17 protein-coding genes are annotated in these 13,668 nt (G+C 72.8%); all 17 read left to right on the top strand.

What is annotated here, in order from left to right:
* The first annotated feature begins 46 nt into the window (after positions 1-46).
* Positions 47-271 carry a 50S ribosomal protein L31 gene (gene rpmE / locus GOBS_RS20270; RefSeq protein WP_012950137.1) on the top strand — a complete coding sequence of 75 codons (225 nt, stop codon included), beginning with the start codon at positions 47-49 and terminating at the stop codon, positions 269-271.
* Positions 272-357: 86 nt separating this feature from the next.
* Complete coding sequence (gene prfA / locus GOBS_RS20265; RefSeq protein ID WP_012950136.1) at positions 358-1,449, top strand: peptide chain release factor 1; 1,092 nt, start codon at positions 358-360, stop codon at positions 1,447-1,449.
* Positions 1,446-2,306 carry a peptide chain release factor N(5)-glutamine methyltransferase gene (gene prmC / locus GOBS_RS20260; protein ID WP_012950135.1) on the top strand — a complete coding sequence of 287 codons (861 nt, stop codon included), beginning with the start codon at positions 1,446-1,448 and terminating at the stop codon, positions 2,304-2,306. Before prfA ends, prmC begins: the two co-directional genes overlap by 4 nt.
* Positions 2,307-2,320: 14 nt before the next feature.
* Positions 2,321-2,977 carry an L-threonylcarbamoyladenylate synthase gene (locus GOBS_RS20255; protein WP_041241601.1) on the top strand — a complete coding sequence of 219 codons (657 nt, stop codon included), beginning with the start codon at positions 2,321-2,323 and terminating at the stop codon, positions 2,975-2,977.
* Between the two features lie 168 nt (positions 2,978-3,145).
* Positions 3,146-4,396, top strand: coding sequence for a glycosyltransferase family 4 protein (locus tag GOBS_RS20250; protein ID WP_012950133.1), 1,251 nt, complete (start codon positions 3,146-3,148; stop codon positions 4,394-4,396).
* Positions 4,393-4,893, top strand: a complete 501-nt coding sequence (locus tag GOBS_RS25750; RefSeq protein ID WP_012950132.1) for a Cg1360 family ATP-synthase-associated protein — start codon at positions 4,393-4,395, stop codon at positions 4,891-4,893. Before GOBS_RS20250 ends, GOBS_RS25750 begins: the two co-directional genes overlap by 4 nt.
* A gap of 95 nt (positions 4,894-4,988) precedes the next feature.
* Positions 4,989-5,237 carry an AtpZ/AtpI family protein gene (locus GOBS_RS20240; RefSeq protein ID WP_243697550.1) on the top strand — a complete coding sequence of 83 codons (249 nt, stop codon included), beginning with the start codon at positions 4,989-4,991 and terminating at the stop codon, positions 5,235-5,237.
* Complete coding sequence (atpB, locus tag GOBS_RS20235; RefSeq protein ID WP_012950130.1) at positions 5,234-6,061, top strand: F0F1 ATP synthase subunit A; 828 nt, start codon at positions 5,234-5,236, stop codon at positions 6,059-6,061. The genes GOBS_RS20240 and atpB overlap by 4 nt, the downstream gene beginning before the upstream one ends.
* A gap of 67 nt (positions 6,062-6,128) precedes the next feature.
* A complete protein-coding gene (gene atpE / locus GOBS_RS20230) occupies positions 6,129-6,356 on the top strand; it encodes an ATP synthase F0 subunit C (protein ID WP_012950129.1) in 228 nt (75 codons plus the stop codon).
* 46 nt (positions 6,357-6,402) lie between these two features.
* The gene (locus GOBS_RS20225; RefSeq protein WP_012950128.1) at positions 6,403-6,990 is read left to right on the top strand and encodes a F0F1 ATP synthase subunit B; all 588 of its coding nucleotides are present in this window, start codon (positions 6,403-6,405) and stop codon (positions 6,988-6,990) included.
* Positions 6,990-7,862, top strand: a complete 873-nt coding sequence (locus GOBS_RS20220) for a F0F1 ATP synthase subunit delta (protein ID WP_012950127.1) — start codon at positions 6,990-6,992, stop codon at positions 7,860-7,862. The genes GOBS_RS20225 and GOBS_RS20220 overlap by 1 nt, the downstream gene beginning before the upstream one ends.
* Before the next feature lie 55 nt (positions 7,863-7,917).
* The gene (gene atpA / locus GOBS_RS20215) at positions 7,918-9,555 is read left to right on the top strand and encodes a F0F1 ATP synthase subunit alpha (protein WP_012950126.1); all 1,638 of its coding nucleotides are present in this window, start codon (positions 7,918-7,920) and stop codon (positions 9,553-9,555) included.
* Between the two features lie 2 nt (positions 9,556-9,557).
* Complete coding sequence (locus GOBS_RS20210) at positions 9,558-10,538, top strand: F0F1 ATP synthase subunit gamma (protein ID WP_012950125.1); 981 nt, start codon at positions 9,558-9,560, stop codon at positions 10,536-10,538.
* 77 nt (positions 10,539-10,615) lie between these two features.
* On the top strand, positions 10,616-12,052 hold the full coding sequence (atpD, locus tag GOBS_RS20205) for a F0F1 ATP synthase subunit beta (protein ID WP_012950124.1): 1,437 nt from the start codon (positions 10,616-10,618) through the stop codon (positions 12,050-12,052).
* A gap of 303 nt (positions 12,053-12,355) precedes the next feature.
* Entirely contained in the window at positions 12,356-12,535 is a 180-nt protein-coding gene (locus tag GOBS_RS20200; protein WP_041241600.1) for a hypothetical protein, read from the top strand.
* A 217-nt stretch (positions 12,536-12,752) separates the two neighbouring features.
* Positions 12,753-13,142, top strand: a complete 390-nt coding sequence (locus GOBS_RS20195; RefSeq protein ID WP_012950122.1) for a F0F1 ATP synthase subunit epsilon — start codon at positions 12,753-12,755, stop codon at positions 13,140-13,142.
* A 38-nt stretch (positions 13,143-13,180) separates the two neighbouring features.
* Complete coding sequence (locus GOBS_RS20190) at positions 13,181-13,585, top strand: DUF2550 domain-containing protein (protein WP_012950121.1); 405 nt, start codon at positions 13,181-13,183, stop codon at positions 13,583-13,585.
* Positions 13,586-13,668 lie beyond the last annotated feature (83 nt).

Genomic DNA, 13,668 nt, shown 5'->3' with positions numbered 1-13,668 from the left:
CCGGCGTTCGACCACCTGAACGGCACAGACTCCCGGAAGAGGCGACATGAAGCCCGGCATCCACCCCGAGTACCACACCACCACGGTGACCTGTGGTTGCGGGAACACCTTCACCACCCGCAGCACGGCGCCCGGCGGCACGCTGACCGTCGAGACCTGCTCCGCCTGCCACCCCTTCTACACGGGCAAGCAGCGGATCCTGGACACCGGCGGCCGCGTGGCCCGCTTCGAGAAGCGGTTCGGCAAGCGCAACGCCAACGCCGGCCAGTAGTCCCCCCGACGGCGCCCGTCCCACCTCGTGTGGGGCGGGCGCCGTCGTCGTGTCCAGCCCCGGTACCACCCTCGAGAGGACCACTCATGAGCAGCAGCACCGACGCCGGGTCGGGTGGGGCGAGCGATCGCCTGAGCGGGCTGCTGGCCGAGCACGCCGCGCTGGAGACCGAGCTGGCCGACCCCGCCGTGCACGCCGACGCCTCCCGGGCCCGCCGGCTGGGCCGCCGCTACGCGCAGCTGGCCCCGCTGGTGGAGACCAAGCGCGCGCTGGACGCCGTCCGCGACGACCTCGCCGCCGCCCGCGAGCTCGCCGACGAGGACGCATCCTTCGCCGCCGAGGCGGCCGCCCTCGAGCAGCGGGTGCCCGAGCTGGAGGAGCGGCTGCGCTCCTTGCTGGTGCCCGAGGACCCCGACGACGACAAGGACGTCATCCTCGAGATCAAGGCGGGGGAGGGGGGCGCGGAGTCGGCGCTGTTCGCCGGCGACCTGCTGCGCATGTACCTGCGCTACGCCGAGCGGCGCGGCTGGGCGACCGAGGTGCTCGACGCCGTCCCCGCCGACCTGGGCGGCTACAAGGACGTCGCCATCGCGGTGAAGTCCCGCAGCGACGAGGGCATCTGGTCGCGGCTGAAGTTCGAGGGCGGCGTGCACCGGGTCCAGCGGGTGCCGGTCACCGAGTCGCAGGGCCGCATCCACACCTCCGCCGTCGGCGTCCTCGTGCTGCCCGAGGCCGAGGAGGTCGACGTGACCGTCGACCCGAACGACCTGCGCATCGACGTCTTCCGCTCCTCGGGCCCCGGTGGGCAGAGCGTGAACACCACCGACTCCGCCGTCCGGATCACGCACCTGCCGACCGGCATCGTGGTCAGCTCGCAGAACGAGAAGAGCCAGCTGCAGAACCGCGAGTCGGCGCTGCGCGTGCTGCGCTCCCGGCTGCTGGCCGCCGCCCGGGACGAGGCCGCCGCGGCCGCCAGCGACCAGCGCCGCAGCCAGGTCCGCACCGTCGACCGCAGCGAGCGGGTGCGCACCTACAACTTCCCGGAGAGCCGGATCTCCGACCACCGGGTCGGGTTCAAGGCGCACAACCTCGACCAGGTGCTCGACGGGGAGCTCGACCCCGTCATCGACGCGCTCACCCGCGCGCACACCGCCGAGCTGCTGGCGGCCGGGTCCTGAACACCCGCTCGCTGCTGGCTGACGCGGCACGGCGGCTCGCCGACGCCGGCGTCGAGTCACCACGGGTGGACGCCGAACTGCTGCTCGCCCACGTGCTCGGCGTCTCCCGCGCCGGCCTGCTGACCCTCGGCGAGGTGCCGGACGACGCGGTAGCCCGCTTCGAGGGCCTCGCCGGACAGCGCGCCGACCGGGTGCCGCTGCAGCACCTCACCGGCCGTGCCCCGTTCCGTTCCCTGGAGCTCGCCGTCGGCCCCGGCGTCTTCGTGCCGCGACCGGAGACCGAGCAGCTCGTCGAGTGGGCGCTCGCCCGGCTGGCCGGTCTCGCCGAGCCGGTAGTCGTCGACCTGGGCAGCGGTTCGGGCGCCATCGCGCTGTCGATCGCGCACGAGCACCCCGGCGCGCGGGTGACCGCCGTCGAGCGTGACCCCGGCGCGATCGAGTGGACCCGGCACAACGCCGCGAGCCGCGCCGCGGCGGGGGACACCCCCGTCGACGTGCTGTCCGGGGACATGACCGACCCGGGCCTGCTGCGGGAGCTCGACGGCACGGTCGACCTCGTCGTCTCCAACCCGCCGTACGTGCCGGACGGCGCGACGGTGCCGCGCGAGGTCGCCGACCACGACCCGCCGCTGGCGCTGTGGGGCGGCCCGGACGGTCTCGACGTCGTCCGCGGTCTGCTGCGGACCGCCGCCCGGCTGCTGCGGCCCGGTGGCGGGCTGGGCATCGAGCACGCCGACCAGCAGGGCGGTGCGCTGCCCGCGCTGGTGCGGGCCTCCGGCAGCTGGACCGGCGTCGAGGACCACCCCGACCTGGCCGGCCGTCCGCGGTACACGACCGCACACCGGACCGGGGGATGACAGACTCGCCCCCCGTGGCTCCGTCTTCGACCCCGGCGACCTACGACTGCTCCGACCCCGACGCCCGCGCCGCCGGGCTGGACGCCGCGGCGGCGGCGATCGGCAACGGCGAGCTGGTGCTGATGCCCACCGACACCGTGTACGGCGTCGCCGCCGACGCCTTCACCCCATCGGCGGTCGCCGCGCTGCTGGCGGCCAAGAACCGCGGCCGCACGATGCCGGTCCCGGTGCTCATCGGCGAGGCCTCGACGCTGGTCGGGCTGGTCACCGTGGTCCCGCCGGTCGCCACGGCGCTGGCCGAGGCGTTCTGGCCCGGGGGGCTGACCCTTGTCCTCGAGCACGCGTCGTCCCTGGCCTGGGACCTGGGGGACGCCGAGGGCACCGTCGCCGTCCGGCTGCCCGACGACGAGGTCGCCCGCGACCTGCTGCGGCGCACCGGCCCGCTCGCGGTCTCCAGCGCCAACCGTTCCGGCCGGCCGGCCGCCACCACCGCCGACGAGGCCGTCGCCCAGCTGGGGGTGCACGCGGCCGTCGTCCTGGACGGCGGACCGCGCGCCGGGTCCGCCGCCAGCACGATCGTCGACTGCACCGTGCCGGCCCCACGGGTGCTGCGGGTCGGTGCCATCCCGGTCGACCGGTTGCGCGAGGTCGTCCCCGGGATCGTCGACTAGGGCCGCCGCCGCTCAGCGGCTGACGGTGGGCGGGGCGCCGGAGCGATACCGTGGGACTCCAGTCCGTCGTCGATCCCCGGGAGATCCGCCGCGATGAGCACCCGCTCCTGGGGCACCGCCTCCGGCCGGACGCACTCGCCCGTGAGCGTCTCCGGCGCCGCCTGACCCATGCGCGAGTACGCCGTCGTCCTGCTCACCGCCGGGCTGGTCACCTACCTGGCGACCCCGGTGGTGCGGCTGGCGGCGGTCCGGCTGCGGATGATGGCCGCGCCGCGCGAACGCGACGTGCACGTCATCCCCACCCCGCGCGGGGGCGGCGTCGCGATGTACCTGGGGGTCGCCGCGGCGGTGCTGGTCGCCACCCGGCTGCCCGCGCTGCAGCGCACCTTCGACGACTCCCAGACCGCCGCCGTCCTGGCCGCCGGCGGGCTGATCTGCGCGCTGGGCGTCCTCGACGACAAGTGGGGCCTGGACGCGCTGACCAAGCTCACCGGCCAGATCGCCGCCGCCGGCGTGATGGTGCTGCTCGGCGTGCAGCTGGCCTTCGTCTTCCTGCCGGTCGCCGACATCGGGACGCTCTCGCTCGGACCCGACATCGGCGTCCCGCTGACCCTGCTGCTCACCGTGCTGACGGTCAACGCGCTGAACTTCATCGACGGCCTCGACGGCCTGGCCGCGGGCGTCTCCGCGATCGCCGCGCTGGCGTTCTTCGCCTACAGCTACCACCTCGGGGTCGAGGGCTACGACGACATCGCGAGCGCCCCGGCCCTGATCACCGCGGTGCTGGCCGGCGCCTGCCTGGGGTTCCTGCCGCACAACTTCAGCCCGGCCCGCATCTTCATGGGCGACTCCGGCTCGATGCTGGTCGGCCTGATGCTGTCCGCGGCCGCGGTCTCGGCCACCGGGCAGGCCGACCCGCAGACGTTCGACTCAGCGGCCACCCTGCTGCCGCTGGCCCTGCCGCTGCTGGTCCCGATCGCGGTCCTGTCGATCCCGTTCATCGACCTGGTGATGGCCGTCGTCCGCCGCAGCCTCCGCGGCCGCTCGCCGTTCTCGCCCGACAAGATGCACCTGCACCACCGGCTGCTGGCAATCGGCCACTCGCACCGGCGCGCGGTGCTCGTCATGTACTTCTGGGCCGCGCTGCTCTCCTTCGGGGCGGTGATGCTGTCGATCACCGGCGGCAAGGTGGAGCTGCTCGTCGGCATCGCGGTGCTGCTCGTCCTCGGCGTCGTGGTCGTCCTCAGCCCGCGCGCCCGGCGGGCCGCCCGCGAGGCCCGTGCCGCCGAGCTCGAGGCCCAGCGGCAGCGCAGCCGGGCCGACCACCCCACGGCGCGGGCGCTGCGCGCCACCGCCCCCTCCGTCCCCGGCCGGCCGGCCGACCCGGCCGGCAAGCCCTCTCCCCAGGGAGTCCGATGACCGTCACCGGGAGCGAGCAGCAGGTCCCGTGGGACCTGTCCTTCCTCCGCGTAGGGACGGCGGTGACCGCGGCGTGCACCGCCGTGGCCGCGCCGGTCGCCGGGCTGCTCGTGGGCTGGGACGCCGCCGTCGCGGTGCTGCTCGGCGCTGCCGTCGTCACGTCCTTCTTCGCCCTGTCCGGCCTGCTCATCGCCTGGGCGGGCAGGCACGGTGACGCCTTCACGCTGCCGGCCGCCCTCGGCTCGTTCTTCGTCAAGATCCTGGTGCTGGTCGCGGTCCTCCAGTCGCTCCCGGCCGACGGGTGGGTGGACCGCCGCACGCTGGCGTGGACGGTGATCGCCGGAGCGCTGCTGTGGAGCGTCGTCCAGCAGCGCTGGGTCTGGACCCGGCGGCTGTACTACGTGACCCCACCCGCCCCGCCTCGTGCGCGGCCCCCCGCACCGCCCTCGACCGGGGGAACCCCACCGCCGCCGGAGAACCCCGCGACACGCGGCTGATAGTGTCCCGGCCGATGGCCGAGGACAGCTCCTCCAGCGGGGGTTCCCGACCTCGACCTGCACCGCCAGCCGACCGTCAGCCCAGCGGGGCCGACATGGGTTGGGGGATCACCGGGACCATGCTCTCGGGGATCATCGTGTGGGGCGGGGTCGGGCTGGCGCTCGACCGCTGGTGGGGCACCCGCTTCGTCGCCCTCATCGGCGTGCTCCTCGGCCTGACGGTGGCCATCTACCTGGTGGTCGTCAAGTACGGCGCCCTGCCCCCGACGGAGGGGCCCGGGCGCACCGGCTCCACCCGGGGCGGGCGCCGCAGCCCGACCAGGACGCAGAAGGGACAACGGTGACCTCCAGCGCCCACGCGCTCATCGACGTGCTCGCCGCCGAGGGCGGTGGGGACAGCGGTTTCCAGTCCCCCACCATCGCGGAGTTCTACCCGCCCGCTGTCGCCGAGTTCTCGGTCCTGGGCATCGACTTCGAGATCACCCGGATCACGATCATCATGTGGATCGCCACCGCCGCGATCCTGACGCTGCTGGTGCTGGCCGCCCGCAAGGCGTCGGTCGTGCCGAACAAGCTGCAGTACCTGGGGGAGAGCGGATACTCGCTCGTCCGCGACGGCATGGCCCGCGATGTGATCGGCCCCAAGGGGCTGCCCTTCGCGCCCTTCCTGGCCTCGCTGTTCTTCTTCATCCTCGCGAACAACTTCATGAGCATCTTCCCGTTCGCGCAAATCTCCCCGAACTCGCGGTTCGCGATCCCGCTGGTCCTCGCGGTGATCGTCTGGGTGCTCTACAACTACATCGGCATCCGTGAGCAGGGCGCCGGCCGCTACTTCAAGGACGCCGCCATCCCGCCGGGCGTCCCCAAGGCCGCGCTGATCCTCGTGACACCGATCGAACTGCTGCAGGTCTTCATCATCCGGCCGTTCACCCTGGCCGTCCGGCTCTTCGCCAACATGTTCGCCGGCCACATGCTGCTCGTGGTGTTCTCGCTCGGCGCCGTCTACCTGCTGAACGTCGGCAACTTCTCGGTGGTGTTCGCGCCGCTGTCGTTCCTGATGGCGCTGGTCATGACCTTCTTCGAGCTGCTGGTCATCCTGCTGCAGGCCTACGTCTTCGTCATCCTCACGGCGACCTACCTCAACGGCGCCGTCGAGCCCGCTCACTGACCGCACCACCCCCAGCCAGCCGCCCGGGGGACCCCCCGGGCGACCGACACAGGAGGAATCCCGAGTAATGGACGAACTGGCACAGCTGACCGGCAGCATCGGTTCGGTCGGCTACGGCCTCGCCGCGATCGGCCCCGGCATCGGCGTGGGCATCGTCTGGGCCGCATACATCCAGGCGACCGCCCGCCAGCCCGAGTCGGCCGGCCTCACCCGGACCTACGCCTTCCTCGGCGCCGCGCTCTCCGAGGCGCTGGCACTCATCGGCCTGGTCGTGCCCTTCATCTTCGGTCAGTGACCTGGTCCCCAGGTCGGACCCCACCTGACGTAGGGACGTGCTGAGCATGAGAACCCTGGCTGCGGAGTCGGCCAACCCGCTGCTCCCCCCGGTGGGGGAGATCATTATCGGGACGATCACCTTCGCGATCGCCTTCTTCGTCCTGGGCAAGTTCGTCTGGCCGCGCTTCGAGCAGGTCTTCCGGGCCCGCCGCGAGGCGATCGAGGGTGGCATCGAGCGGGCCGAGTCGATGCAGGCCGAGGCCAAGGCCGCGCTGGAGCAGTACCGCGCCCAGCTGGCCGAGGCGCGTACCGAGGCCGCGCAGATCCGCGACCAGGCCCGCGCCGAGGGGCAGCAGATCCTCGAGGAGCTCCGGGCCCAGGCCCAGGAGGAGTCCGCGCGGATCGTCGCCCGCGGTGAGGAGCAGCTGGCCACCTCGCGCCAGCAGGTCGTCAACGAGCTGCGCGGCCAGATCGGCCGGCTCGCCGTCGACCTCGCCGGCCGCGTCGTCGGCGAGTCCCTCGAGGACCAGGCGCGCCGCAGCGGCACGGTCGACCGCTTCCTCGACCAGCTCGACGGCATGGCCGCCGGCGCCTCGCCGGACGGCCGGGGAAGCGCCACCGGCAGCACGGTGTACGTGCAGGGCGACCGCTGATGGATGCCTCCAGCCGCGAGGCGCTCCGCGCGGTACGGGAACGCCTGACCGAGCTCACCCGGCCGGCCTCCGGCCTGCTCGAGCGGGCGCGGGACCGGCTGACCGGCCAGGAGCGGGCCGCGACCGACGAGGAGCTCGTGGCCCTGGCCGAGGAGCTGTTCGCCGTCGCCCACCTCCTGGACGGGCAGGTCTCGCTGCGCCGCGCGCTGTCGGATCCCTCGGGCTCCCCGGCCGATCGGGCCGGCGTGGCACGGCGGCTGCTCTCCGGGCGGGTCTCGGGCGCCACGCTCGACCTGGTCGAGACCGCGGCCCGGCAGCGCTGGTCGCGGCCGCTGGACCTGGTGGAGGCGACCGAGACCCTGGCCACGGACGCCGCGCTGGATGCCGCGGAAACCCGCGGCGAGCTCGACGGCGTCGAGGACGAGCTGTTCCGGTTCGGGCGTATCGTCGGCGGGGATGCGGAACTGTCCCGGATCCTCAGCGACCGCACCGCGCCGGTCACGGGCAAGGCTGCGTTGCTGGACGGACTGCTCGCCGGTCGGGTCAGCCCGATCACGGCGATGCTGCTGCGCAACCACCTCACCGGACGGACCATCGGCCACGCCGAGAACGTCGTCGAGCGGCTCTCCGAGGCGGCCTCGACCCGCCGCGGGCAGTCGGTGGCGCGCGTGACGACCGCCGTGCCGCTGACCGATGCGCAGGAGCGCCGGCTCGCCGAGCTCCTGGGGCGGCTCTACCACCGGCCGATCGGCCTGCAGGTGGTCGTCGACCCCGGCGTGCTCGGTGGCCTGGTCATCCGCGTCGGTGACGAGGTCATCGACGGCAGCATCGCGCACCGTCTCGAGGCCGCCGGCCGACGGCTCGTCGGCTGACCGCGACCCGGCTCCCCACCCAGACACCACCCAGCAGGGAAGAGGACACCACGCCATGGCCGAGCTGACGATCTCCGCTGACGAGATCCGCAGTGCCATCCAGAACTACGTCACCGAGTACTCGCCCGACGTGTCGCGGGAGGAGGTCGGGATCGTCACCGAGGCCGGCGACGGCATCGCCCGCGTCGAGGGCCTGCCCTCGGTCATGACCAATGAGCTGCTCGAGTTCGAGAGCGGCGTCCGCGGCCTGGCGCTGAACCTCGACGTCCGCGAGGTCGGCGTCGTCATCCTCGGCGACTACGCCGGCATCGAGGAGGGCCAGCAGGTCCGCCGGACCGGCGAGGTCCTCTCCGTGCCGGTCGGCGACGGCTACCTCGGCCGCGTGGTCGACCCGCTGGGCAACCCGATCGACGGCGCAGGCCCGGTCACCACCACCGGCCGTCGCGCGCTGGAGCTGCAGGCCCCGACCGTGGTCCAGCGGCAGTCGGTGCACGAGCCGATGCAGACCGGCATCAAGGCCATCGACGCCATGACGCCGATCGGCCGTGGTCAGCGCCAGCTGGTCATCGGTGACCGGCAGACCGGCAAGACCGCGATCGTCACCGACACGATCATCAACCAGAAGCAGGCCTGGGCCACGGGCGACCCCGCCCAGCAGGTCCGCTGCATCTACGTCGCCGTCGGCCAGAAGGGCTCGACGATCGCCGCCATCCGCGCCTCCCTCGAGGAGGCCGGCGCGATGGAGTACACGACGATCGTCGCCGCCCCCGCCTCGGAGGCCGCGGGCTTCAAGTACATCGCCCCCTACACCGGCTCGGCCATCGGCCAGCACTGGATGTACGAGGGCAAGCACGTCCTGATCGTCTTCGACGACCTGTCCAAGCAGGCCGAGGCCTACCGCGCGGTGTCCTTGCTGCTGCGCCGTCCGCCGGGCCGTGAGGCCTACCCCGGCGACGTCTTCTACCTCCACTCCCGGCTGCTGGAGCGCTGCGCCAAGCTCTCCGACGAGCTGGGCGCCGGCTCGATGACCGGCCTGCCGCTGGTCGAGACCAAGGGCAACGACGTGTCGGCCTACATCCCGACCAACGTCATCTCGATCACCGACGGGCAGATCTTCCTCGAGACGGGTCTGTTCAACTCCGGTGTCCGCCCGGCGATCAACGTCGGCATCTCGGTCTCCCGGGTGGGTGGCTCGGCGCAGATCAAGGCGATGAAGTCGGTCGCCGGCCGGCTGCGGCTGGACCTCGCGCAGTACCGCGAGCTCGAGGCCTTCGCCTCGTTCTCCTCCGACCTGGACGCGTCCAGCCGGGCCACGCTCGAGCGCGGCCAGCGCCTGGTGGAGCTGCTCAAGCAGGGGCAGTACCAGCCCTACCCGGTGGAGCGCGAGGTCGTCTCCATCTGGCTCGGCACCACCGGCAAGATGGACAAGGTCCCGGTGCCCGAGGTCCGCCGCTTCGAGGCCGAGTTCCTCGACTACGTCGCCCGCAACCACGGCGGCGTCTTCGACGGGATCCGGCAGAGCCGAGCGCTCGGCGACGACGCCGTCCAGAGCCTGGAGCGGGCGGTCGAGGAGTTCTACGGCCAGTTCCAGACGTCCGAGGGCGGGACGCTGCGCATCAAGGAGGACGAGGCCGAGGCGATGGACGCGTCCGAGCGCGGCCAGGAGCGCGTCCAGGTCAAGCGGAGCGCCTGACCGTGGCCAGCAACCTCCGTGCGCTGCGGCGCCGCATCCGCTCCACGAAGTCGACGAAGAAGATCTTCTCGGCCCAGGAGCTGATCGCCGGTGCCCGCATCGTGCGCGCCCAGGCCCGGGTGGAGGCGTCCAAGCCCTACGCCCGGGAGATCACCCGGGTGCTGTCGGCCCTGGCGTCGTCGGCGTCGCTGGACCACCCGCTGCTGACCGAGCGGCAGGACGCACGTCGGGCGGCGGTGCTCGTCATCACCTCCGACCGCGGCTTCGCCGGCTCGTACAACGTCAACGTCCTGCGCCGCACCGAGGAACTGCTCTCGCTGCTCCGCCAGGAGGGCAAGGAGCCGGTCCTCTACGTGGTGGGCCGCAAGGGGGAGACCTACTACTCCTTCCGGAACCGCGCGGTGGCCGAGACCTTCACCGGGTTCTCCGAGCAGCCGGGCTACGCCGACGCTCAGCGCGTGGGGGAGCAGCTGATCGCCGCCTTCACCGCCGGCGAGGACGACGACGAGACCGGTGCCGGCGCCGACGGGATCCTCGGGGTGGACGAGCTGCACATCGTCTACACCGAGTTTCGGTCGCTGCTCGCGCAGATCCCGGTCGCCAAGCGGATGGCTCCGCTGGAGGTCGAGGAGGTCGAGGAGTTCGACTACGAGCGCGAGGACCGGGACAGCGGTGTGACCGCCGGTACCGGTGACTCCGGCGTGCCCACCTCGTACGAGTTCGAGCCCTCACCGGACGCCCTCCTCGACGCCCTGCTGCCGAAGTACGTCACCACGCGGATCTTCGCGGCGATGCTGGAGTCGGCGGCGTCGGAGTCGGCGTCCCGGCGGCGGGCGATGAAGTCGGCCTCGGACAACGCCGAGGAGCTGGCCAAGAACCTCTCGCGGCAGGCGAACCAGGCCCGCCAGGCCGAGATCACCCAGGAGATCAGTGAGATCGTCGGCGGTGCGGACGCGCTGGTGTCCGCGGGCGCCGACGACTGACCCCACCCCGGTCGTTCCGGCGGCAGGGACACGAAGACGCGGATCAACGCAAGGCCGAGGGCAGGAGAGCAGTACAGATGACCGTCACCGAGGACCGTCCGACCACCCAGACGACCGGCCGCGTCGTCCGGGTCACCGGGCCGGTCGTCGACGTCGAGTTCCCGCGCGACGCGATGCCCGACCTGTTCAACGCCCTGGAGGTGGAGGTCACCCTCGCCGACCTGGGCAAGACGCTGACCCTCGAGGTCGCCCAGCACCTGGGCGACAACGTGGTCCGCACCATCTCGATGCAGCCGACCGACGGTCTCGTCCGGGGCGCCGAGGTCCGGGACACCGGCTCGGCGATCTCGGTGCCGGTCGGGGACGTGACCACCGGCCACGTGTGGAACGCCCTCGGCCAGTGCCTGGACACCCCCGGCCACGGCAACGACGCGCTGCGCTGGGGGATCCACCGGCACGCGCCGCGGTTCGACCAGCTCGAGGGCCGCACCGAGATGCTGGAGACCGGCATCAAGGTCATCGACCTGCTGACGCCCTACGTCGCGGGCGGGAAGATCGGCCTGTTCGGTGGTGCCGGCGTGGGCAAGACGGTGCTCATCCAGGAGATGATCCGCCGCGTCGCCCAGGAGTTCGGTGGTGTCTCGGTGTTCGCCGGCGTCGGCGAGCGCACCCGTGAGGGCAACGACCTCATCACCGAGATGACCGAGTCCGGCGTCATCGAGTCGACCGCGCTGGTCTTCGGCCAGATGGACGAGCCGCCGGGCACCCGGCTGCGGGTCGCGCTGTCGGCGCTGACCATGGCGGAGTACTTCCGCGACGAGCAGAACCAGGACGTGCTGCTCTTCATCGACAACATCTTCCGGTTCACCCAGGCCGGGTCCGAGGTCTCCACGCTGCTGGGCCGCATGCCGTCCGCCGTGGGCTACCAGCCGACCCTCGCCGACGAGATGGGCGAGCTGCAGGAGCGCATCACCTCGACGCGTGGTCACTCCATCACCTCGCTGCAGGCGATCTACGTGCCCGCCGACGACATCACCGACCCGGCGCCGCACACCACCTTCGCCCACCTCGACGCGACGACCGTGCTCAGCCGGCCGATCTCGGAGAAGGGCATCTACCCGGCCGTGGACCCGCTGGACTCCACCAGCCGGATCCTCGACCCGCAGTACGTCGGGCAGGAGCACTACGCCATCGCCCAGACGGTGAAGCAGGTGCTGCAGCGCTACCAGGAGCTGCAGGACATCATCGCCATCCTCGGCATCGACGAGCTCTCCGAGGAGGACAAGGTCACGGTCAACCGGGCCCGGCGCGTCGAGCGCTTCCTGTCCCAGAACATGTTCGTCGCCGAGGCCTTCACCGGTCAGCCGGGCTCGTTCGTCCCGGTCTCGGAGACGCTGCAGGCTTTCAAGGCGATCACCGACGGTGAGTACGACAACGTGCCCGAGCAGGCCTTCTTCATGTGCGGTGGCCTCGAGGACCTCGAGCGCAACGCCGACAAGCTGAAGCGGGCCTGAGGAAGGACCCCCTGCCCCCGCCACTCGTCGAAGGACCCCGTCCTCCCCACTCCTCGCAGGTTCGGGGCGGGACCCGGGACGGGGCCGGCGGGGCCCTGCAGGAGGGTCGTTCCAGCGCCGACGAGAACGGCCGGGTCCCGAATGGGACCCGGCCGTTCCGTGTGTTCGGGCCCGGTGTGGGTAGCCCCCGGCGGGCGACACCGGCCGGGTGGTGTGGTGTGGGTCGCCTCAAGGGCGAGCCACGCCGTGCCGATCTCGTGCGGGGGCGCCCGGACCGGCTGGGCGACGAGCGGGAGAGACGACGTGGACGGCATCTCCGGGAGCAGGGCGGACGAAGCCGACTGGAGCTGGCCTCCGTCCGCTGCGGTGCCCTACGTCGGCGGCCGGCAGTTCCACACCGAGAGCTGGGCGCCGGCCTCGACCGTCCGCCGTCCGTGGGTGCGCGTCGGGCGCTGGACCCTGCTGTACCGCCGCTGCGCCTGAAGAAGGACCCCGTCCTCCCCACCCCTCGCAGGCTCGGGGCGGGACCCCGGGACGGGGCCGCCGTCCTCCCCACCGCTCGCAGGCTCGGGGCGGGACCTCGCTGGCGGGCCGCCGGACGAACGGCGCAGATGCGGCCGATAGAGTGGGCTGACCCGTCGCCGTGTCCAGCCCGGACCCGGCGAGCCGAACCGCCGGTCGGTGGACCCCGAGGAGTGTCGTGGCGACCCTGCATGTCGAGTTGGTGGCCGTCGAGCGGATGATCTGGTCCGGCGAGGCCAGCATGGTCGTCGCGCGCACCACGGAGGGCGAACTCGGTGTGCTGCCGGGGCACGCTCCGCTGCTGGGCCAGCTCGCCGAGGGCGGCATCGTGACCGTCCGCACCGTCGAGGGCGAGGACCTGGTCGTCGCGGCTCACGGGGGCTTCCTCTCGGTCACCGACCGCGGTGTCTCGATCCTCGCCGAGACCGCCGAGATCTCCTTCGAGATCGACGTCGAGCGGGCCCGCGAGGCACTGCGCCGCGCCGAGGAGGCCGGCGACGACCCCGACGCCCTGGCCGCCGCCCGGCGCGCCCAGTCACGACTGCGCGCTGCGGGCCAGGACGCCTGAGCCCCTGTCGACGTCCCGCCTGACCCCCGGCGCCCCGGATGACGACCGAACTGCTCGTCCTGGCCGTCGCGGTGGTCCTCGTCGGGCTGGTCGTCGCCTTCCTGCTGCGCCGCCGCTTCCTGCTCTCCGGGCTCGGCGCGGTCACCATGTGGCTGCGCCCGACGGGTTCGCCCCGGTGGTCGGTGGGGGTCGCCTGGTACGGCGGTGACTCGCTGCTCTGGTACCGGGCGCTGTCGCTGTCGGTGCGCCCGCAGCAGCGGCTCTGCCGGGCGGAGTTCCAGGTGCAGGGACGGCGCCGCGCGGGTGCCAGGGACGTCGCCCTGCCCGAGGACGTCGTCGTCCTCTCGTGCAACACCGCGGCCGGCCCCCGGGAACTGGCCATGGACACCTCGACGGTGACCGGCTTCCTGTCCTGGCTGGAGTCCGCCCCTCCGGTCCGCTGAGGGAGGACCGCGTCCTCCTCGCCACTCGTGGGAGGACCCCGTCCTCCCGGCCCTCACCGGCTCGAGGCAGGACCCGGGACGGG

The sequence above is a fragment of the Geodermatophilus obscurus DSM 43160 genome, from assembly GCF_000025345.1.
Taxonomy (GTDB): Bacteria; Actinomycetota; Actinomycetes; order Mycobacteriales; family Geodermatophilaceae; genus Geodermatophilus; species Geodermatophilus obscurus.
Note: the sequence above shows the minus strand (reverse complement) of the source record. Positions and strands in the feature narration are given on the sequence as shown.